This window comes from Profundibacter amoris (assembly GCF_003544895.1).
Lineage (GTDB): Bacteria > Pseudomonadota > Alphaproteobacteria > Rhodobacterales > Rhodobacteraceae > Profundibacter > Profundibacter amoris.
Window position 1 is genome coordinate 216,184 of record NZ_CP032125.1, and the last position, 19,814, is coordinate 235,997.

At 57.2% G+C, this 19,814-nt stretch carries 22 protein-coding genes and 1 tRNA gene; 10 read left to right on the plus strand and 13 right to left on the minus strand.

Annotated elements, in window-relative coordinates:
• Position 1: 1 nt before the first annotated feature.
• From BAR1_RS01065 to BAR1_RS01125, 13 genes are all read right to left on the minus strand, one after another.
• The gene (locus BAR1_RS01065; protein WP_118941309.1) at positions 2-280 is read right to left on the minus strand and encodes a hypothetical protein; all 279 of its coding nucleotides are present in this window, start codon (positions 278-280) and stop codon (positions 2-4) included.
• A gap of 81 nt (positions 281-361) precedes the next feature.
• Positions 362-985: an FMN-binding negative transcriptional regulator gene (locus BAR1_RS01070; protein WP_118941310.1), complete on the minus strand. Its 624-nt coding sequence runs from the start codon at positions 983-985 to the stop codon at positions 362-364.
• Between the two features lie 59 nt (positions 986-1,044).
• The gene (locus BAR1_RS01075) at positions 1,045-1,947 is read right to left on the minus strand and encodes a sulfite exporter TauE/SafE family protein (protein ID WP_118941311.1); all 903 of its coding nucleotides are present in this window, start codon (positions 1,945-1,947) and stop codon (positions 1,045-1,047) included.
• A gap of 74 nt (positions 1,948-2,021) precedes the next feature.
• The gene (locus tag BAR1_RS01080; RefSeq protein ID WP_228408647.1) at positions 2,022-2,642 is read right to left on the minus strand and encodes a glutathione S-transferase; all 621 of its coding nucleotides are present in this window, start codon (positions 2,640-2,642) and stop codon (positions 2,022-2,024) included.
• Between the two features lie 104 nt (positions 2,643-2,746).
• Positions 2,747-3,067, minus strand: a complete 321-nt coding sequence (locus BAR1_RS01085) for a hypothetical protein (protein ID WP_118941312.1) — start codon at positions 3,065-3,067, stop codon at positions 2,747-2,749.
• Between the two features lie 8 nt (positions 3,068-3,075).
• On the minus strand, positions 3,076-4,344 hold the full coding sequence (gene mtaB / locus BAR1_RS01090) for a tRNA (N(6)-L-threonylcarbamoyladenosine(37)-C(2))-methylthiotransferase MtaB (protein WP_118941313.1): 1,269 nt from the start codon (positions 4,342-4,344) through the stop codon (positions 3,076-3,078).
• 1 nt (position 4,345) lies between these two features.
• Positions 4,346-5,179, minus strand: coding sequence for a diaminopimelate epimerase (dapF, locus tag BAR1_RS01095; RefSeq protein WP_118944292.1), 834 nt, complete (start codon positions 5,177-5,179; stop codon positions 4,346-4,348).
• Positions 5,180-5,249: 70 nt separating this feature from the next.
• Entirely contained in the window at positions 5,250-5,924 is a 675-nt protein-coding gene (locus tag BAR1_RS01100) for a class II aldolase/adducin family protein (RefSeq protein WP_228408649.1), read from the minus strand.
• 10 nt (positions 5,925-5,934) lie between these two features.
• Entirely contained in the window at positions 5,935-7,071 is a 1,137-nt protein-coding gene (locus BAR1_RS01105) for a Tm-1-like ATP-binding domain-containing protein (RefSeq protein ID WP_118941315.1), read from the minus strand.
• Positions 7,072-7,075: 4 nt separating this feature from the next.
• Positions 7,076-7,948 (minus strand): carbohydrate ABC transporter permease, encoded by an 873-nt coding sequence (locus BAR1_RS01110; protein ID WP_118941316.1) that lies wholly within the window; start codon positions 7,946-7,948, stop codon positions 7,076-7,078.
• A complete protein-coding gene (locus BAR1_RS01115) occupies positions 7,948-8,865 on the minus strand; it encodes a carbohydrate ABC transporter permease (RefSeq protein WP_118941317.1) in 918 nt (305 codons plus the stop codon). Before BAR1_RS01115 ends, BAR1_RS01110 begins: the two co-directional genes overlap by 1 nt.
• A gap of 85 nt (positions 8,866-8,950) precedes the next feature.
• Entirely contained in the window at positions 8,951-10,276 is a 1,326-nt protein-coding gene (locus BAR1_RS01120) for an extracellular solute-binding protein (RefSeq protein WP_118944293.1), read from the minus strand.
• Positions 10,277-10,317: 41 nt separating this feature from the next.
• The gene (locus BAR1_RS01125; protein WP_118941318.1) at positions 10,318-11,415 is read right to left on the minus strand and encodes an ABC transporter ATP-binding protein; all 1,098 of its coding nucleotides are present in this window, start codon (positions 11,413-11,415) and stop codon (positions 10,318-10,320) included.
• A 151-nt stretch (positions 11,416-11,566) separates the two neighbouring features.
• On the opposite strand from BAR1_RS01125, the gene BAR1_RS01130 reads away from it, so the two are divergent.
• The 10 genes from BAR1_RS01130 to BAR1_RS01175 all read left to right on the plus strand — a co-directional run bounded on the left by BAR1_RS01130 (position 11,567) and on the right by BAR1_RS01175 (position 19,781).
• Positions 11,567-12,220 (plus strand): GntR family transcriptional regulator, encoded by a 654-nt coding sequence (locus BAR1_RS01130; protein WP_118941319.1) that lies wholly within the window; start codon positions 11,567-11,569, stop codon positions 12,218-12,220.
• A gap of 98 nt (positions 12,221-12,318) precedes the next feature.
• Positions 12,319-13,194 carry an N-acyl homoserine lactonase family protein gene (locus tag BAR1_RS01135; protein WP_118941320.1) on the plus strand — a complete coding sequence of 292 codons (876 nt, stop codon included), beginning with the start codon at positions 12,319-12,321 and terminating at the stop codon, positions 13,192-13,194.
• Between the two features lie 81 nt (positions 13,195-13,275).
• On the plus strand, positions 13,276-14,319 hold the full coding sequence (locus BAR1_RS01140) for a class II aldolase/adducin family protein (protein WP_118941321.1): 1,044 nt from the start codon (positions 13,276-13,278) through the stop codon (positions 14,317-14,319).
• On the plus strand, positions 14,312-15,574 hold the full coding sequence (locus BAR1_RS01145; protein ID WP_118941322.1) for an FGGY-family carbohydrate kinase: 1,263 nt from the start codon (positions 14,312-14,314) through the stop codon (positions 15,572-15,574). The genes BAR1_RS01140 and BAR1_RS01145 overlap by 8 nt, the downstream gene beginning before the upstream one ends.
• Before the next feature lie 46 nt (positions 15,575-15,620).
• Positions 15,621-16,553: a sugar phosphate isomerase/epimerase family protein gene (locus BAR1_RS01150; RefSeq protein WP_118941323.1), complete on the plus strand. Its 933-nt coding sequence runs from the start codon at positions 15,621-15,623 to the stop codon at positions 16,551-16,553.
• 11 nt (positions 16,554-16,564) lie between these two features.
• Positions 16,565-17,359, plus strand: coding sequence for a triose-phosphate isomerase (locus BAR1_RS01155; protein WP_118941324.1), 795 nt, complete (start codon positions 16,565-16,567; stop codon positions 17,357-17,359).
• Positions 17,356-17,817, plus strand: a complete 462-nt coding sequence (locus tag BAR1_RS01160; protein ID WP_118941325.1) for an RpiB/LacA/LacB family sugar-phosphate isomerase — start codon at positions 17,356-17,358, stop codon at positions 17,815-17,817. Before BAR1_RS01155 ends, BAR1_RS01160 begins: the two co-directional genes overlap by 4 nt.
• A gap of 193 nt (positions 17,818-18,010) precedes the next feature.
• A tRNA-Lys gene (locus tag BAR1_RS01165) sits at positions 18,011-18,086 on the plus strand.
• A 137-nt stretch (positions 18,087-18,223) separates the two neighbouring features.
• Positions 18,224-18,871: an S-(hydroxymethyl)glutathione synthase gene (gene gfa / locus BAR1_RS01170; protein WP_118941326.1), complete on the plus strand. Its 648-nt coding sequence runs from the start codon at positions 18,224-18,226 to the stop codon at positions 18,869-18,871.
• A 217-nt stretch (positions 18,872-19,088) separates the two neighbouring features.
• Complete coding sequence (locus BAR1_RS01175; protein ID WP_118941327.1) at positions 19,089-19,781, plus strand: LuxR C-terminal-related transcriptional regulator; 693 nt, start codon at positions 19,089-19,091, stop codon at positions 19,779-19,781.
• Positions 19,782-19,814 lie beyond the last annotated feature (33 nt).

Below are 19,814 nucleotides of genomic sequence, written 5' to 3' on the forward strand. Positions count from 1 at the left end.
TTCAGAGTTTCCTGATTGAAAAGCGCCCAAGCGCCGAAATGTCGATCTCCACGCCGGGGCCGTTTTCGCCCAGCCGGATTGTGCGGTGGAATTTGGCGCCTGCGTTGGTCTGGCCGGGTTCGCGGCGCACAGACAGGCCTTCGTCCAGATCATCCAGCGCGTCCTCGGCCCGCTGGTCACGGCGACCGATGGCAACCTTGCGGGTCATGGCGTAAGTGGCCAGTGCGACGGTGCCATAGCGCAGCGCAATACCGGCGATAGGGGCAAGCGGTAGGGGCATTTCATGTCCTCCCTGACAGTGCATCTGCCTTATATGTAGGTATTTGCGGGGATTTTGTCCAATTTTTCGGGCCAGAACGGGTTATTCGGTGTCAGGGGCCATCATCAGGGCGGCCAGCAGGGCCGTTTCGGAACCGATGCCGTAGGCCTGAACGTTTTGTGCAGCAGACAGGCGGGCGGATTCCGGTTTGTTCTGGCCCAGTTTCCATGTGCCGTCCACAGTTTCGATATCGAAACGGAACGGGGTGATCATGCGCATCATTTTGGCCAGCGCCTCGGGTGGCATTTTGGCGTTGCTCCACGGGGGTTTGGGCAACAGGCGGTTTTCGAACTGGGCGGCGAGGGTATCAAGGCTGGCGCGCAGGTCTTCCGGCAGCAGTCGGGTCAGGGTGCCGCGCAGGTGGATGGCGGTATAGTTCCATGTGGGCACCAGATCATCCGCACCATACCAGTCGGGCGAGATATAGCTGTCGGGGCCGGAAACAGCGATCACGGCGTTCATCGTGCCGGTGCAGGCGTGCGCAATCGGGTTGGAGCGCACAAGGTGCAGGTCGGCGGTTTTGCCATCATCAGACAGGGCAAAGGGGATATGGGCGATCAGCGGGGCGGGATCGCCGTTGATTGAGAGGATGCCAAAGCCGCGTTCACGGGCAAAATCGAGGTTGGTTTGCGCGGGCGTTTTGCAAAAGGCGGGGTTGGGGTGCATGTGGGTGTCCTTGCTGCTTGCCCGTCAGGATGGGGGCAAGCAGCGGGGAAAGGCAAGCCTCAAACCACGCTATACAGTTCCGACGGCATCAGGATCAGGCCCAGCGCGATTTTGATGCAGATTGCCAGCACCATCAGCGCCAGCAGGATGCGCAATTGTTCGGCCTTCATTTTCAGGCCCAGCTTGGTGCCGATCTGCGCGCCGATCACGCCGCTGATCAGCAGGCTAACCGCCAGCACCACATCCACTGTCTGGCTTTCAATCGCGTGCATCATGGTGGCAAAGGCGGCGACAAAGATGATCTGGAACAGCGAGGTTCCGACCACCACCTTGGTGGGCATTCCCAGAATATAGATCATCGCAGGCACCATGATGAACCCGCCGCCAACGCCCATGATGGCCGATAGCACCCCGACGATCAGGCCGGTGGCGATAGGGGGGATGACGCTGATATACAGGCGCGAGGTGCGAAAACGGGTTTTGAAGGGCAGTTCTTGCAGGCGCGAATGGCGGCGCTTTAATTTGCGGGGTTTGTCGCTTTTGGCGCGGCGCATGGCGTTCAGGCTTTCGACCAGCATCAGACCACCGATCAGCCCCAGAAACAGCACATAGCAAAGGTTCACCATCAGTTCGACCTGACCGAGGCTTTTCAGCCATGTGAACACCTGCACCCCCAGCGTGGCCCCGACAAGGCCGCCGGCCAGCAGGATCAGCCCCATTTTCAGATCAACCGTTTTGCGTTTGAAATGGGCCAGCACACCGGACAGGCTTGATGCAACGATCTGGTTTGCGCCGGTAGCCACGGCCACGGCGGGCGGGATACCGATGAAGAACAGGAAAGGCGTCAGAATAAACCCGCCGCCAACGCCGAACATGCCCGACAGGATGCCGACCATGCCACCAAGACCCAGCAACAGGTAAAGGCTCACCGATACTTCGGCTATGGGAAGATAGATTTGCATATTGATCGTCCGAGGGGGTTAGAGTCGCGCTTTACGCCTGTTTGGCGGGAAAAGCCAGAGAAAATATATTCGGTTTAATGAATGTTACCGCCTGGAAACAAGGTAGGGGAATCGCCGGCCTGCCATTTCGGGTATTTCTGCATGATGGTGGCAAAACGGGACGAGGTGATGAAATCTTGCAGCCAGTTTGACAGGTTGGGCCAGTCCTGCGCATCGAACCACGGTTTATCGACAAAGGCGAATTGGCGCACGAAGGTCAGGATGGCCATATCCGCCAACTTGGGTCTGGCGCCGAACAGGTTGGGGGACAGTCGGGCGTCCAGTTCATGCAGGAAGGTGGCGGCACGGGTGCGGGCGGCCGTGTCGTCCTTGTATTTATAGGCGTCGAGGTTTGGTTTGAATTCGCTATCCGAACGAGCGATCAGTTCAAGGCCCGTATCGGGCATGTCCAGCCAGCCCTCGGGATCATTGCGCCCCAGCGCACAGAGCATGATGTCGAGGCTTTCGTCGATCACTTCGGTATCCGTAACAAGCACAGGAACGGTGCCTTTGGGCGAGGATTGCAGCAGCTCCGGCGCTTTGTCCCGCAGCAGGATTTCACGCAATTCGCATGGGATGCCTGCACTGGCCAGCGCAAGGCGGGCGCGCATGGCATAGGGGCAGCGGCGAAAGGAATAGAGGATGGGGGTGGTCAAAGAGATTTCAGGCCTCCGGCGGGGAGTTTGAGCTGTATAGGAAACGCTCTGGGGGAGCGTTTCAGGCGAAAACGGGCGAAGCCCTTGGAACAAAGATGGGGGGATTACTCGTTGCGTTTGCGCAGGGTTTCAAGGTGTTCTTTGTTCATCTCGGCCTTTTTCGCTTTCATGATCACGTTATAATCCATTTTCGCCTGTTCGATCACATTTTGCGCATTCAGATACCAGACCAGCGCGGCAAGCGCTGACAAGGCAAAGCTGATGAATATCCACATTGGCAGGCCAAAACCGATGAACAACAGGATCGGGTCAGACAGGATCAGGGCGACGGATAAAAAGCTGCCGAATAGCGCCCAGACCAATGTGGCCTCGTTTCCGGCGTTGCGTCTGGCGGTGCGGGCGAGCTTCTTTTCTTCCTCGCGCATGTGGCCCCCTAGGTCGGTCGGGCAGTCAGCTGATTTCCTTCGTGCCCAGTGATCAGTGCCCTTATAATATGCCCCTCTGGCTGCTCTGTGTCAAAAATCACCTCGGCGAACTGTTCGGTGCGGCCCATGCGGGGGTTTTCCATCAGCACGTTGTGGGTCTGCCCGATCTGCGCTGCAAGGTGTTTGGCGACCTGCGCCTGCCCCGCTTTGCGCAGGGCGGCGGCGCGGGCCTTGATGATGTTGCCGTTGACCGGCGGGATGCGGGCGGCGGGGGTGCCGGCGCGGGGGGAATAGGGGAAGACATGCAGCCATGTCAGCTGGCAATCCTCGACCAGTTTCAGCGAGTTTTCGAACATTGCATCGGTTTCGGTCGGAAAGCCCGCGATGATGTCGGCGCCGAAGGTCATATCGGGGCGCAAGCGCAGCGCCTGTTCGGTAAAGGCAATTGCCTCTTCGCGGTTGTGGCGGCGTTTCATGCGTTTCAGGATCATGTTGTCGCCTGCCTGAAGCGACAGATGCAGATGCGGCATCAGGCGGGGCTGGGTGGCGATGGCCTCCAGCAGGGCCTCGTCCACCTCGATGCTGTCGATCGAGGATATCCGCAGGCGCGAAAGATCCGGCACCAGTTTCAGGATGCGCATCACCAGATCGCCAAGGCGGGGGGTGGCGGGCAGATCGGCGCCCCAGCTGGTCAGGTCAACACCGGTCAGCACCACCTCGTTATAGCCGGTATCGACCAGCCGTTTGATCTGTTCCACCACCACGCCCGCGGGCACGGAACGGGAATTGCCGCGGCCATAGGGGATAATGCAGAAGGTGCAGCGGTGGTCGCACCCGTTCTGCACCTGCACATAGGCGCGTGAACGGGTGCCGAACCCGTCGATCAGATGGCCGGCGGTCTGGGTGACGGACATGATGTCGTCGACCTGCACGCGTTCGGTTTCGCCGATGAAATTTGGCGACAGGTCCGCCCATGTGTCGGGTTGCATTTTCTCGGTGTTGCCGACGACCAGATCGACCTCGGCCATATTGGCAAAGGTATCAGGCTCGGTTTGTGCGGCGCAGCCGGTGACGATCAGCTTTGCATCGGGGTGGGCGCGGCGCAGTCGGCGGATTTCCTGACGGGCCTTGCGCACGGCCTCGCCGGTCACGGCGCAGGTGTTGACCACCACGGCGTTTTCCACTTCGGCGCGGGCGGCCAGATCCTTCATGGCTTCGGTTTCATAGGAATTCAGGCGACAGCCCAGCGTCGCGAATACGGGTGGCTTGGCGGACATGTCAAAGCCCTTTCAGGAAGTCGGCGCTTAGCACGCCGTCAAACACATGCATGGTTGCGCCGGTCATCCAGACGCCATCCTCGCGCCAGTCGATCCACAGGGTGCCGCCGTCCAGATCAACCCGCACCTTGCGCCCCGTCAGCCCGCGCCGTGCCGCGGCAACGGCGGTGGCGCAAGAGGACGATCCCGAGGCCAGCGTGATCCCCACGCCGCGCTCCCACACCCGCATGCGGATGTGGTCGGGGCCGATGATGCTGGCCACCTGCACATTGGTGCGCCGGGGATACAGCGGGTGGTGTTCATGGGCGGCGCCGAATGTGGGCAGGTCCACGGCCATCGCGTCGTCCACAAAAAAGGTGCAATGCGGGTTGCCCATGCCGGTGGCGGTGGGCGCGCCGTCAATCGGCAGTTCCAGCGTGTCGGTTTCGCGGGCCAGCGGGATGTCCTGCCAGTCCAGTTGCGGTTGCCCCATGTTGACCGAGGTCAGGCCGTCGCCCGCATCCACCGCATACAGATCACCCCGCGCGGTGGTCAGGTGCAGTTCGGTTTTGCCGGTTTCATTCATCAGATAGCGGGCAATACAGCGGGTCGCGTTGCCACAGGCGGCTGACTCGGACCCGTCGGAATTGTAAAACACCAGATGCGCATCCCCAGGGCCATCCAGAATAACCGCCAACTGGTCAAACCCGACCCCTGTGTGCCGGTCCCCCACAGCCCGCGCCAGTTTTGGCGTGACACAATCCTTCTGCCCCCGTGCGTCAATGACCACAAAGTCGTTGCCCAGTCCGTGCATCTTCATGAACGGCAGGGAGGTATGAGGGTTCTTCGTCTGCATAAGCGCCGTATAACGGGGCTGGGCGATGAATTCCAGTTCGAGATCGGGATTGCGGCTTGAAGCGTGATATTTATTTCCGCGCCAGATCCGCTGCCGCATCTTTTTGCGTTGCGTATTTCGGCAGGTCTGCTTCGGTTTTGCCATGCGCCGCCATCAAGGTATCGCGGACATAGGCGACATGGGCGGTTTCCTCGATGATCTCGGCCAGATACTGCGCGGCCGTCAAGGTGGGGCCAACGCCGATGGTGCCGTGGTTGGCCAGAATGGCGGCGCGCACGGTCACATCCTGAAAAAACGGGCTGATGTCGGCGGCGGTTTGCGGGCCGCCGTTCGATGACAGCGGGATCAGCGGCAGGCGGCCGATTTTCTCCATTGTCTGCACGGTCAGGCACGGGATTTCCAGACCGGCGCTGGCGTATCCGGTGGCCCAGGGGCTGTGGCAATGCACGATGGCGTTGATGTCGGGGCGGATGCGGTAAAGGTCCAGATGGAATTCCAGATCCTTTGACGGTTTGAACGCCGATGGCTCGACCGTGCCGTCCAGATGCACCAGTTGCAGATTGTCGCGGGTGCATTCGGCGAACCCCACGCCCGAAGGTTTGATAATAATCGCATCGGCCGAGGACAGACGCACCGACAGGTTACCCCCTGCGTTGGTCTGGATGCCCACATCGAAACAGCGGCGGGCGGTGGCAATCAGGGCATCTTTTTTGCATTCGATATCGTTTACGTCGGGTTTCATCATGTGTCCTTCGTCAGAGCATGTCACACAGGGCGTCAATCGCTACCTGCGCGGTTTCGGGATCGGAAATATGGCTGTCCAGCTGTGTCAGGCGGATGTGCGGTTTCAGGGTTTCGGAAACCTTTTGCCAGAATATTTGCCGCAAGGCGGGGTCTTCGATTGCGCCGCCGGGGGCGTCTTCGCTGGAAAAGCCGCCCATCGGCACGATCAGTTCGATGTTGCCGGTGGCATGGTTCAGATCGGTTGCCAGAACCACGGCCAGATGGGCCATTTCATCGGCGGTCAGTTTCACATGCGTGAACAGCGGCGAGTGCTGGTAATGCGGGCGTTCCAGATATTGCGGTGGCACGGATTCCAGCCGTTCAAACCCCAGAAAATTGACCCCGCCAGGCAGGATGACCTGCGGCAGGCCCATATCGCTGGCGGCGGTAAATCTGGTGGGCATGGCCGTGTGACTGCCGGTAAACAACATGCGGGTCAACTCGTGCGTGGTGACATCCACAACAGCCTTGAAACCGCCATCCGCCGTGCATCGGGCATAAGCCGCACCGCCAAACCCGTTGGCATGAAACACGGTGGTTTCATGGCCCTGCGCCCGCAGGCCACAAGCGATGGATTGGGTGGCCCCCGACAGCGTGCTAAGGGCGGTGATCGCGATCGAGGATGTCCGTGCATCCACCAACTGTTCGGTATCGCACAGGCCGGCAATCATTGCGGCGGCATTGTCCAAAACCTGCCGCAGAATGGTGTTCAACCCGCAAATATCGACCAGCGTCGGAAGCAGTATGATCGAGCTGTCCGCCACCTCGGCCCGCGGATCGAACGGCATCGGGGAAATCAGCATCTTGCGGCTGGTCATTGGCAAATGGTGCATCACCCGCATGATGATATCGCCGCCGGTTCCACCCCCCAGTCCGACAACAACCGCGTTACCTTCGGCAGTGGCCTGTTGCAGCAAAGGGATGGTGTGTTCCACCACATGATCCATCGCGGCGATCTTTTCGCGCGGGCTCCAGACGGCACCGCCAGACCCCAGCGAAATATCAATGACGCGGGCTGTGATACCCAGATGGCTCAAAGCCTCGGCCAGATAGTCGATCTCTTCCTGTTTGGTTTCGACCGTGGCCAGTAACAATGCTTCGCATTTCATCAGGTTATCCTTTAACCGCACCTGCGGTCATGCCGGTGATGATCTGCCGCGAGGCCACAAAGGTAAAGATGATCGGTGGAATTGCCAGCAACATGCCAGTGGCCATGATCACCCCCCAGTCCAGATTATATTCGGTCAGGGAATTCACAATCGTTACCGGCACCGTGCGTGTGTTCCGGTTCGACAGCGCATTGGCCAGCAGGAATTCGTTCCAGGCGATACGGAAGGTAAAAATAGACGCCGCCGCCAGTCCGGGTTTGATGATCGGCAGCACGATCAGAAAGAAAACCTGCAAGGGGCCGGCCCCGTCAATACGCGCGCTTTCCTCAAGCTGGATCGGCACCTGCACGATAAAGCTTTGGAGTATCCAGATGACAAACGGCAGATTCATGGCAACATAGATCAGGATGATCCCCATGCGTGTGCCGTCAATCTGGAACTGGAATGTCCAGATGCCAAAAATCGGAACCAGCAGCACGGCGGGCGGCACCATGCGGGTCATCAGTGTGACCAGCGAAACGGTATCACGCCCCATAAAGCGGAACCGCACCAATGCATAGGCGGCCATGCAGCCAATGATCAGTGTCAGAATTGTCGAGGTGATGGCGATGATCAGCGAATTCCCCAAGGCCCGGCCAAAGGTGGGGTTGCAGTAATCCAGCCCCTGTGGCTCGTACCAAAGGACGTTGCACAGCACGGTTTCATAATTGTGAATCGTCGGCAGGAAAAAAAAGCTGGAGGTATCCGACATAATATCGACGGTCAGCTTCAGCGATGTGGACAGCATCAAAATGATCGGCCCCACAGCCATAAAGATCAGGGCGACCAGCAGGGCGTAAAAGGCGGGGTTTTGTTTGTCGTAGGATTGTTGGGACATTACGCCTCCTCCGCCGCGATGTTTTTCAGCCGCATAGCGCGCATTTCTGTGACCTTGTTATAAAGGAACATGGCGACCGTCAGAAACAGCAGCATCATAAGCAGGATGTTCGACATCGCCGCCGCCACCCCCAGTTCGCGGAATTCCGTGGCGGTGCGCATGATGCGCAGGGCCATAACCTCGGTTGACAGGCCGGGGCCGCCGTTGGTCAGCACAAGGATCACTTCCAGAACCTTGAAGGAATCAATCAGGCGCAGAAGGAAAGTGATGACCAGAACCGGCATCATCAGCGGCAGTTTGATATACAGGATGCTTTGCCAGCCGTTGGCCCCGTCAATACGCGCGGCCTCCATCACCGATTGCGGAAGGGTTTGCAGTGCGGCAAGGGACAGAATGAAGATGAACGGCACCCATTGCCAGACATCGGCAATGATAACCGAGGCAAAGGCCCAGTCACCGTCCAGCAGCCATGGCATCGGCTCGAACCCCAAACTTTTCAGCGTGCGGTTAAAGAAACCGACGGTCGGGTGGTACATATAGCGCCACATCAGGCCAACGACGATTGGCGAAATCATCATCGGCAGAATGAAAAGCGTGCGCAGGGCGGACATGCCGCGGATGTTGCGATCCAGCAAAAAGGCAAGGCCAACACCAATGAACATTTCCAACGACACAACGATGGCCGAAAAGCGGAGTGTTACGAAGAAACTTTCGCGGAAACTCTCGTCATGGAACAGGTTGATATAGTTTCGCAAGCCTACGAATTCGGCCTGACCGATCCGCTGGCTGGGATTCCAGTTCAGGAAACCGGCATAAAACACATAGCCCAACGGGTATAAAAGCGCGACCAGCAGGATTGCTGCGGCGGGGGCCAAAAACATGTATGGCGTCAGACGGTTGGCAAGCGAAGTATTCATATTCAAAGCCGTTTCTTATGACAGGGCGTCACTGGAAAGATTGCGAACGGGCCGGTATTATCCGGCCCGCCGCGTTAGGTTTGGATTATTGCCAGATATAGTAACCGGCATCTTCCATCGTTGCGCGAGTGCGTTCTGCAACACCGTCCAGCGCTTCCTGAATGTCCAGATCTTCGGTCAGGACTTTGGACAGGGCTGTGCCCAGATCGGCATTGATTTTACCCCATACAGGGATGATCGGACGCCAGTCGGGATCAGCATGGCGCAGGGCTTCGCCGAACAGTTTCATGTGCGGGAATTTGGCGTTCACATCAGGATCTTCGTGGGTCGAGAACCGCGACGGGTTGCCACCTTCAAGCGCAATCAGCTTGTCAGCCTTTTTCGAAGTCAGCCATTGCATCAGCAGGAACGCGGCTTCTTTGTGCTGCGCATTCGCGGGGATACCAATGCCGAAACCGCCAGTTTGCGATGCCTGACGCACGCCGGCGGGGTGCATTGCCCAGCCAACCTTGCCAACCACAGCCGATTTTGCCGGGTCGTTAACCTGACCGGCAAACTGCGTGGAATCAAGGAACATCGCGGTTTTACCTTGCAAGAAGGCAGCGCCAGCTTCGGCAAAGCCGAATGTTTGCGCGCCTTCAGGACCACAATCAACAATCTTTTTCAGCGCGGTTGCAGCGGCAACACCGGCTTCATTGTTCATGATGGGGTTCCAGTCGTCATCAAAGATGCGGCCACCCAACGGGGCAAGGTGCAGCAGGAACGCATGCGAGGCATGGTGGCCCGATGCGGCCCGGGACGACAGGCCGCCCATTCCCGGCTCCAGTTGCGGGATTTTACAGGCCAGTTCCAGCAACTCGTCATAAGTTGTCGGCACTTTCAGGCCGTGCTTTTCAAAGATGTCCTTGCGATACCCCAGAATCGAGGTTTCCGAACCAAAAGGCAGACCAAACAATGAACCGGTTTTGCCGGGCAGATAACCTTTTTCACCACCGGCAATACCGATGTTGGCGACATAACCGTCGATCAAGTCATCGGCATCATATTTCGGATCGGCCAGTTTCGGGTTCATGAAATACTTGGCCAGATTTTCCAGCTGGTCGGCATACACATAGTCAGCCTTGGAAAACACAACGTAACCGATCAGGTCGTAATCACCGACGTCCTTGGTTAATTCCAGCGTCTGGCGTTCGCGCATTTTCAGGTATTGCAGTTGGTCAACTTCAACCATAATGCCGGTTTCCTTGGTGAATTCCGGCAGTATTTTCATCACCGCATTATAGTGCGGGGTCGTCGGGAAGTTAATCACAAGCGTTGTGCCTGCGTATGGTTCGTAGGGGTTTCCGGCAACAGCTGCCGAGGCAGCAAGCGCCATCCCCGTCGAACAAACCAATGTTCTTAAATGTTTCATTTTTTCCTCCAAGTTAGTTGCGCCGCCTTAAATGGCAACACTTACAAAGCTGGCACGGGCAAAAGCGATGTGCCGGTATTCGGATCAAACAGATGGATTTCCTCCTCTTTGACCGCAAATTTACGAATTTCTCCTACCTTGACGGGGGCCGCCGAATTGACTTCGATCGAAACCCGCTGCCCGCCGAATTCACAGATCACAACGGATTCCGATCCAATGTATTCCGACAGGATAATGTTCATCGACAAGGCATCGGGGCTTTCGGTTTCTTCGAAACTGGATGGGCGAATGCCAAGGGTGACGGGGTTGCCCACAGCCCCTTTCAGGTGTTGAAGAAATGCTTTTGGCAGGGGGATGGAATAGCTGTCACTGCGCACGACCAGACGATCGTTTTCAGTGGCAAGCGTCCCGTCCAGAAAGTTCATGGTCGGGGATCCGATGAACCCCGCGACAAATTTATTGGCCGGTGTGCGATACAGTTGTTCGGGCGTGCCCTCCTGCATGACTTCGCCGGATTTCATCACCACAATCCTGTCGCCCAGCGTCATCGCTTCGACCTGATCATGTGTGACGTAAATGATATTCTTTTCAATCCGCTGGCTTAGCAGTGCCAGTTCGGCGCGCATTTGTCCGCGCAGTTTGGCGTCCAGATTTGACAGCGGTTCGTCAAATAGGAAAATCGAGGCATCCCGCACCAGCGCACGGCCCATTGCCACCCTCTGGCGCTGCCCGCCGGACAACTCGCCCGGCATCCGGTCCAGATAGTCGGTCAGATCCAGCATCGCCGCTACTTCGGTAACGCGCTTGTTGATCTCGGCTTTTTTGTAACGCGCCAATCGCAAGGCAAACGACATATTCTTGGCCACGTTCATGTGCGGATACAGGGCGTAATCCTGAAACACCATCGCGATGTCGCGCTCTTTTGGTTCAAGTTTGGAAACATCATTTCCATCGACCAGAATTTGCCCGTCTGTATTGGTCTCTAGTCCTGCGATCATCCGCAGTGTGGTTGACTTGCCGCAGCCGGACGGGCCAACCAATACGACAAATTCGCCATCGGCCATCGTCAGGTTCAAATCCTCGATGACTGTAACAGCCCCATAGGACTTTTTCAGGTTCTTCAGTTCAATTACCGGCATCGCCCACCCGTGAATTCCATTATGCGGCTTTCAGGTTAGGGCCATTGTGCACATAGTCAATATAAATATACAAAAATCCTTTGTGATTGCCCAAACCCCTAAAAATATGCTATTCCCGCATACTGACGGGCAATATGGATAGGAACCATAGGTGGAAAAAGACAAAGTGCAGAAGGGCAGATCGATCTCGAAACACATTGAAGAGACCTTGAGGGCCGATATTGCCTCGGGTCAGATCGATGCGGGCGAGCGGCTGGATGAGACCAAACTGGCCGAACGATTCTCGGTTTCACGCACTCCAGTGCGCGAGGCGCTTAACAGATTGGTTGCGCAGGGAATTCTGGTGTCGAACGGGCGGCGCGGCGTGCGCGTGACGGAATACACCCGCGAAGAGCTGGCGCATATGTTCGAAGCGATGCATGAAATCGAAGCTCTGTGTGCGGGCATGGCCGCGAAACGCCTTACTTTATTGGCTCGATCCAGTATAGAATCCGCGCAGGCCGAATGTATAAAAGCAGCAGAAGCCAATGATCTACCGGGCTTTTTGCGCGCTAACGAGACCTTTCATCTGGCGATCTACCGGGCCACGGAAAACCCGTTCATCTTTGATCTGGCCTCGGGTTTTCGCCAGCGCACCGGCCCCTTTCGGGCCAAGAAATTTTCAACGGGCGAAGACTTGATTGCCTCGGCCCGTTCTCACGATGAAATAATCAAACATTTGTTTTCGACTGATTCTGCTGCGGCAGCTTCGGAAATGGGGCAGCATATGAAGGATACATTCATGTCTATTCTGGCCAAGATGTAGGCAGGAATAGCAGTTTTTACCTGTGGATCCATTATTGCTGTAGACAGTTACAATATCTTGTATACAATATCTCCGAACCTAGCTTTGGAGAACTTTTAATGACCATATCCGAGACCAAGATCTATCCTATTAACACCGGTTGGCTGGAAGGCGACCTGGGGACGTATATCTTCTGGAAAGGCCCGGCGGGCAAAAAGAAGTGGCAGCCCGTTTATTGTTATTACATCGACACCGGTGAATACAAAATTCTGGTCGACACCGGATTGTGTGATGAAGAACGCGCCACCAAGTACCACCACAAATGTGAAAAACGCGGCTGCCTTCAGGTGCATGAACACCTGAAGCAGAAGCTGGGCGTGGATCCGGACGAAATCGACGCGATCGTTTTCACCCACCTGCACTGGGACCATGTGCAGAATATGAAAGAATTCAAGAACGCGCGTTACATCGCGCCCAAGGCCGAAATCGAAATGGCCTATAACCCGCTGCCGCTATATTACCGCACCTACGAAAGCCCCGTTCTGGGGATCGAGCCGGCCTATAACGGTTGCGCCTTTGAAATGATCGACAAAGAAACCGAGGTTCTGCCGGGCATCACCATGTTCCCGACCCCCGGCCATTCCGTCGGGCATATGGGTGTGACGGTTGCCACCACCGGCGGCGATATCGTGATTTGCGGCGATGCGATTTTCGAGGCTCGCAATCTGGAGCCTAACGAGGACGAAAAATGGCGCTATTGGGTTCCAGCCCGTTTTGTCAATTCCTACGAGGGTTGGAAATCGGTCGAGGAAATAGACAAGCGTGCGGATTATGTTTTGCCTTGCCATGACATTGAATGCGGTGATCACGAAGTCTACCCCTTTGAAGGCATGAAAAAACGCGACCGTCGCAAGTTCATTCCGGGGTATAACTTCTACTTTGGTGATATGCCTCCGGGTACTGCGCGGGCGTCCGAAGACTCGCACGAAGACTAATCCAACAACGGGGAATGCGCCGCAAACAGGCGCATTCCCTTTTTCGTTTTACGACCTAAAATTTGATATGGGACATCCAAAATGCCCGATCCACTAACCCCGCCAGAACCCGAATACGCCGCCCTTTGTCGGGCCTCGGCCAAAATCGGGGCGGATCCGATGCTGATTCAGGCAGCGGGGGGGAATACCTCGATCAAGGACGGCAATGTGATGTGGATCAAGGCATCGGGCACTTTGTTGGCCGATGCGCTGGACAAGGACGTTTTTGTTGCGGTCGATCTGCCAGATATGCGCCGCGCGGTTGCCGGTGGCGAGGGTCGTGCCGACCAGCCTGCGGAATTCGCGCTGGTGCGGGGTGGCTTGCGCCCCTCGATCGAAACCAGCCTGCATGCGGTGTTCGGGCAAAAGGTGGTGATGCACGCCCATTGTGTGCACACGCTGGCCCATGCGGTGCGCAAGGATTGCAGGGCGCTGATGCAGGCGCCGCTAGACGGGTTGAACTGGGGCATAGTTGATTATGTCAAACCGGGTGCCAATCTGGCGCGGCTGGTTTCGGCCGTGGCCAAGGGGCCGGTCAATGTGGTGGTGTTGCAAAATCACGGGATCATTGTGGCGGGGGAAACTGTTGCCCAAACCCGCGCCCTGATGATGGACGTTCACGAACGGTTACGGGTTGATCCGTCGGCACCTGTGACACCTGACCTTACCGCGCTTGCATCGCTGGTCAGGGGCAGCGAATTCACCCTGCCGGATTACGCGCTGCTGCACCAGTTGGCGCTGGACCCTGCGCGGCTGAAACAGGCCACCGGAGGGAGCCTCTATCCCGACCATGTGATATTCTGCGGCATCGGCGCGACTGCCCTGCAAGACGGGGAAACCCCTGACCAGGCCGCAGCCAAACTGGTCAATGCCGGTGCCCCCGCCCCTGCGTTTCTGATCGTTCCGGGCAAAGGCGTTGTGGTGCGCCGTGACGCGAGCGGGGCAAACCATGCCCTGATCCGCTGTCTGGTGGATGTGTTGTTACGGGTGCCTGCCGATGCTGATCTGAACTACCTGACGGACGCGCAGAATTACGAATTGTTGAACTGGGACGCTGAAAAATACCGGAGCACGCTGAATGGCTGAACCACTGTATATCGGGATTGATCAGGGCACTTCGGGTGCCCGTGCAATTGCGATGGACGGGGATGGCAATGTGGCGGGCGAGGCCGCATTCGTGATGGTCGATTTTGGCAGCAACCACCGTGACCCCGCCGTCTGGAAACAGGTTACGGATGCGGCTCTTATGGGCGTTCTGGCGCAGATTGACCGCGAAGATGTGGTGGCTATTTGCATTGATGGCACCTCGGGCACCATGTTGCCGATAGATGCGTCCGGCACCCCGCTGGCGCAGGGGCGCATGTATAATGATGCTTGCGAGGATACCGCACTTCTGGACATCATCGCCCGTCACGCCCCGCAGGAAAGTGCGGCGCACGGGGCCAGCAGCGGATTGGCCAAGGCCCTGATATTCCAACGCGATTTTGCCCCGCACAAGGTGGTGCATCAGGCCGATTGGCTGGCCGGAAACCTGTGCGGCATCTATTCCAGCGATGACAACAACGCACTGAAAACCGGATATGATCCGGTGGCCGGACGCTGGCCCGACTGGATGGCCAACACCGGTCTGGATATGGCGCTGTTGCCCGTTGTGCAGCACCCCGGCACGCCGGTGGCTGGCCTGCTGCCGGACATTGCCGCAAAATTCGACCTGCCCGAAACCGTGCAGATCGTGGCGGGCACCACGGATGGTTGCGCGTCGTTTCTTGCCACGGGTGCCGAGGAGGTGGGCGATGGCGTAACCGCATTGGGCACCACGCTGACGCTGAAAATCCTGTCGGATGTGCCGGTGTTTGATCCGGCCAGTGGTGTTTACAGTCACCATATTCTGGGAAAATGGCTGGCTGGTGGCGCATCGAACACCGGTGGCAATGTTCTGGTGGCGCATTTCAGCAATGATGAACTTGTGGAACTTTCAAACCGCATTGATCCGTCACGGGACAGCGGGCTGGATTACTACCCGCTGACCAAACCCGGTGAACGGTTTCCTGTCGCCGACCCTGACCGCCCCCCCGTGATGATCCCCGTGCCGGATGACCGTGCTTTGTTCCTGCAAGGTATCCTTGAAGGTATCGCGGCCATCGAAGCCGGTGGCTATGCCCGTCTTGCGGAACTGGGTGCGCCGGAATTGCGCCGCCTGCGTACGGTCGGAGGCGGGGCGAACAACCCTGTCTGGAGCCGGATCCGCAACCGTTACCTGAACATCGACATGCAACCCGCAGCCCATAATCAGGCCGCCTATGGCGCGGCGCGGCTGGCACTCTACGGGGTGGAAAGATGAGACCGCAACTGCCCGTAAATGCAATTGAAGAACAGGAGACCGGACCATGCCCTTTACCCTGTCGCTGAATACGAATCCGCTTGTGAACCGCTTTGCCGAACCAGACGATCTGATCGATACCATCGCGCATGATATCAAGCTGCGGGATGTGCAGCTAACGCATGAATTCATCAATCCAAGTTGGCCTGCGCAATTGATCCGCCGGATGACGCGGCAAATGCAGGCGGCCTGCGCGCGGACCGGTGTGCGGATTACCTCGGGGATGACAGGGCCTTATGGGCGGTTGAACCATTTTGGCCATCCGGACCGCGATGTGCGGCGCTACTATACCGACTGGTTCAAAACCTTTGCCGATATTGTCGGTGATCTGGGCGCGCGCACGGTGGGGACGCAATTTGCCATCTTTACCCTGAAGGATTTTGACGATCCGCAACGCCGCGAGGAGCTGATCGACATCGCGCTGGATTGCTGGGCCGAAGTGGCCGAACACGCCAAGGCAGCGGGGCTTCAATTCCTGTTCTGGGAGCCGATGTCGGTGGGCCGCGAATTTGGCGAAACCATCGACGGGGCGCTGGCCCTGCAGGATCGGATTGCCGCCCGCAACATGGCGATCCCGATGTGGATGATGGCCGATATCGACCACGGCGATGTCACCAGCCCGAACCCCGATGATTACGACCCCTACGCATGGGCGCGCGCGGTGCCGAAATATTCGCCGATCATCCATATCAAGCAATCCCTGATGGACAAGGGCGGGCATCGCCCCTTCATCGCCGAGTTTAACGAGGTGGGTAAAATCCAGCCCGATCCCCTGCTGGCGGCGATCCGGCAGGGTGGCGGAACCGATAACGAAATCTGCCTGGAGCTGTCATTCAAGGAACGCGAACCGAATGATCGTCAGGTGGTGCCGCATATCGCGGAATCTGTGGCCTTCTGGGCGCCGCATATCGACACCGGCGCGGCTGATCTGAACATATAGGGAGGAACACAATGGGCAATGCGGATTTCTGGATCGGCACCAGTTGGAAGATGAATAAAACCCTGCCCGAGGCGCTGGAATTTGCCAATGCGCTGGCGGCGGCCGATAGTGGTGCAGATGCCCGCATCCAGCGCTTTGTCGTGCCCCCGTTTACCGTTACACGGCAGGTCAAGACGGTGCTGGCAGAATACTCGGTCAAGGTTGGTGCGCAGAATATGCATTGGGAAGACGCAGGCGCATGGACCGGCGAAATCTCGGCACCGATGCTGACCGATTGCGGGCTGGATCTGGTTGAACTGGGCCATTCGGAACGCCGCGCGCATTTTGGCGAAACCGATGAAACGGTGGGGCTCAAGGTCGAATCTGCTGTGCGGCACGGGTTGATCCCGCTGATCTGCATCGGCGAAACCCGCGAGCAGCGCGACGCGGGGCAAGCGGATGCGGTGCTTGCCGCGCAGGTTGCCGGCGCATTGGGCAGGCTGACCGGTGATCAGAAATCAGCAACCGTTCTGCTGGCCTATGAACCCGTCTGGGCCATCGGCGCGGGTGGCACCCCTGCCAGCTCGGACTACGCCGACGAACGCCACGCCAAAATCATTGCGCAGGCTAGCGATATTCTGGGCCAGCGCACCCTGTGCCTGTACGGCGGCAGTGTGAACGCAGACAACTGCGAAGAACTGATCCAGTGCCCGCATATCGACGGGCTGTTTATTGGCCGCGCGGCCTGGGATGTGGCCGGATATCTGGACATCCTGACCCGCTGCGCCACCGCCATCCAAACCCCGAAACAAGGAGACACAAAATGAAACTTGCAATCGCAGGAGACAGCGCAGGCGAGCCACTTGCCCTTGCCCTCTATGACTATCTGAAAGACCGCGAAGGGTTCACCGTTGATGAACTGTCCCACCCGGTGGATGGCGCAGAAGAGTTTTACGCCAATATGTCTGCCCGCGTCTGCCAAGGCGTGGTTGACGGCACCTATGACCGTGCCATCGTGATCTGTGGCACAGGTATCGGCGTGTCTATCGCCGCCAACAAGGTGCCGGGTATCCGTGCAGCGCATGTGCATGACGCCTATTCAGCGGCCAAGGCCTCGACCTCGAACAATGCGCAGGTAATCACCATGGGCGCCCGGGTGGTGGGTACGGAACTGGCGAAAACCATTGTCGATGCCTGGCTGGCGACCAGTTTTGATGAAAACGGCCCGTCGGCTGATAATGTCAAAGCACTGGATCAGGTTGATGCGGAACATGGTTGTGCGTAATTCGCTCATTTGCCATGGCTGTATATCCACATAGGCGGGCCAACCACCTACATGTCGCAATGATAAGCGAGGTATTAGACCCTGGAAATATTCCAACACGACACGCAAAACGACTTTTTACACATTAGGGCTAGAAAACCCGAAATCAGGGGTTGACCGCACCGCCCCACCTACCTAATTAAGCGCCTTGTGTGGGCCGGTAGCTCAGTTGGTAGAGCAACTGACTTTTAATCAGTAGGTCCCGGGTTCGGATCCCGGCCGGCTCACCATTCTTACCCTTGTTGACAGATATCATCACCGGCTTTGGTGTAGTTCTTTTGTCTCTCTGTGAGGATTGAACATTTTTCTTATAGTTACTCCATGCGCAATTGCCGATGTGCGCATCTGTCAATCAGAGGAGTATGATATGAAACTGTTTGAGATATTTTCAGGAGGTTCAGGGGCGAACTATGCGCCGCCAGCCGAGGGTTCGGGCGCCGGGGGCGAGGTGAAAATACATCCCGCATTAGACCATGGAATACAGGCGGGGTCACCGGATTTTAGTGGTGGGGTGCTGACCTGTCATTGCACCAGTGATCCGGTGAAGGTAATGGTTTCTGCCCAAACGGCCCACAACCATGCCTGCGGTTGCACCAAATGCTGGAAACCCGAAGGGGCGATATTTTCGCAGGTTGCAGTGGTTGACCGAAACGCGGTCGAGGTAATCGAAAACGGCAGCAAGCTCGGGATCATCGACGAAAGTGCGGCGATCCAGCGGCACGCCTGCAAGGAATGCGGGGTGCATATGTATGGGCGGATTGAAAACAAGGACCATCCGTTCTATGGGCTGGATTTTATCCATACCGAATTGTCGGATGATCGTGGCTGGTCAGCCCCTGAATTTGCGGCCTTTGTATCATCGGTCATCGAGGGCGGGGTCCAACCATCGCGAATGGACGGGATCCGGGCACGGATACGCGCGTTGGGGATCGAGCCATATGATGCGCTTTCACCGCCATTGATGGATGCGATTGCCACCCATATCGCCAAATCCACTGGCGCACTGCCAGCCTGAGGCAATCTGCAAATGAAGTTGGCGACATGACCGGCGCTTTGCCCTCAGGACTGCCCTAGTTCTAAGGTCTGCATAGGCATTAAGGGATTTTGCGTGCTAATGTCGGGAAATCCGCCTTTGCAATGCGCAAAAACCAAAAAGGGAATCGCAGATTCCCCGTTCATGTTACCAACTTGGTTTTGGGTGGATGCGTAACGAACAGGAGCCTGAAAAGGGTATGGCAAATCAAAGTGAAACCGGGCAAACACCGCTGAATATAAATTCGGTCCTTGTGATTGATGACCACCCTTTATTCTGTGAAGCATTGGCCATGACCCTTCGGGATGTGCTGGAACTGAAACGAATTGAAACGGCCAATTCACTTACCAAAGGTCTGGATTTTCTGAAAACAGGTTTTCGTGCCGACGCGATTGTTCTGGATTTGAACCTGCCGGATGTGTCTGGCGTAGAAGGTCTGCTGAAACTGCGGGCCATGGTGCCGAAAATCCCGATTGTTATCGTTTCGGCCTTGGGTGATTCTAGGGTGATCACCGCCGTTATTACCGCCGGAGCCGCCGGTTTTATCCGCAAGGATGCCCCGCGAAACGATCTGGCCGATGCGTTCCGGAAAATCTGGAACGGAGAGACGTATCTGCCCGAAGATTATAACCGTTCTGTCGGGGAACCGGGTGTCACCGAAGAGATGGAACGCACGGTCGAAAAACTGGCGAGCCTGACGCCACAGCAGGTAACAATCCTGAAACTGATCTGTGAAGGCAAGCTGAACAAACAAATCGCCTACGAGCTTTCGATTGCGGAAACCACTGTAAAGGCTCACATAACCGCGATTCTGCGAAAGCTCGGGGTTCACAGCCGGACACAGGCGGCTTTGCTTGCAAAAGAGGCGGATTTTTCCACCTTGATTAAATAACACAATGGTCGCCATAATTGATCTGGCGGAAGA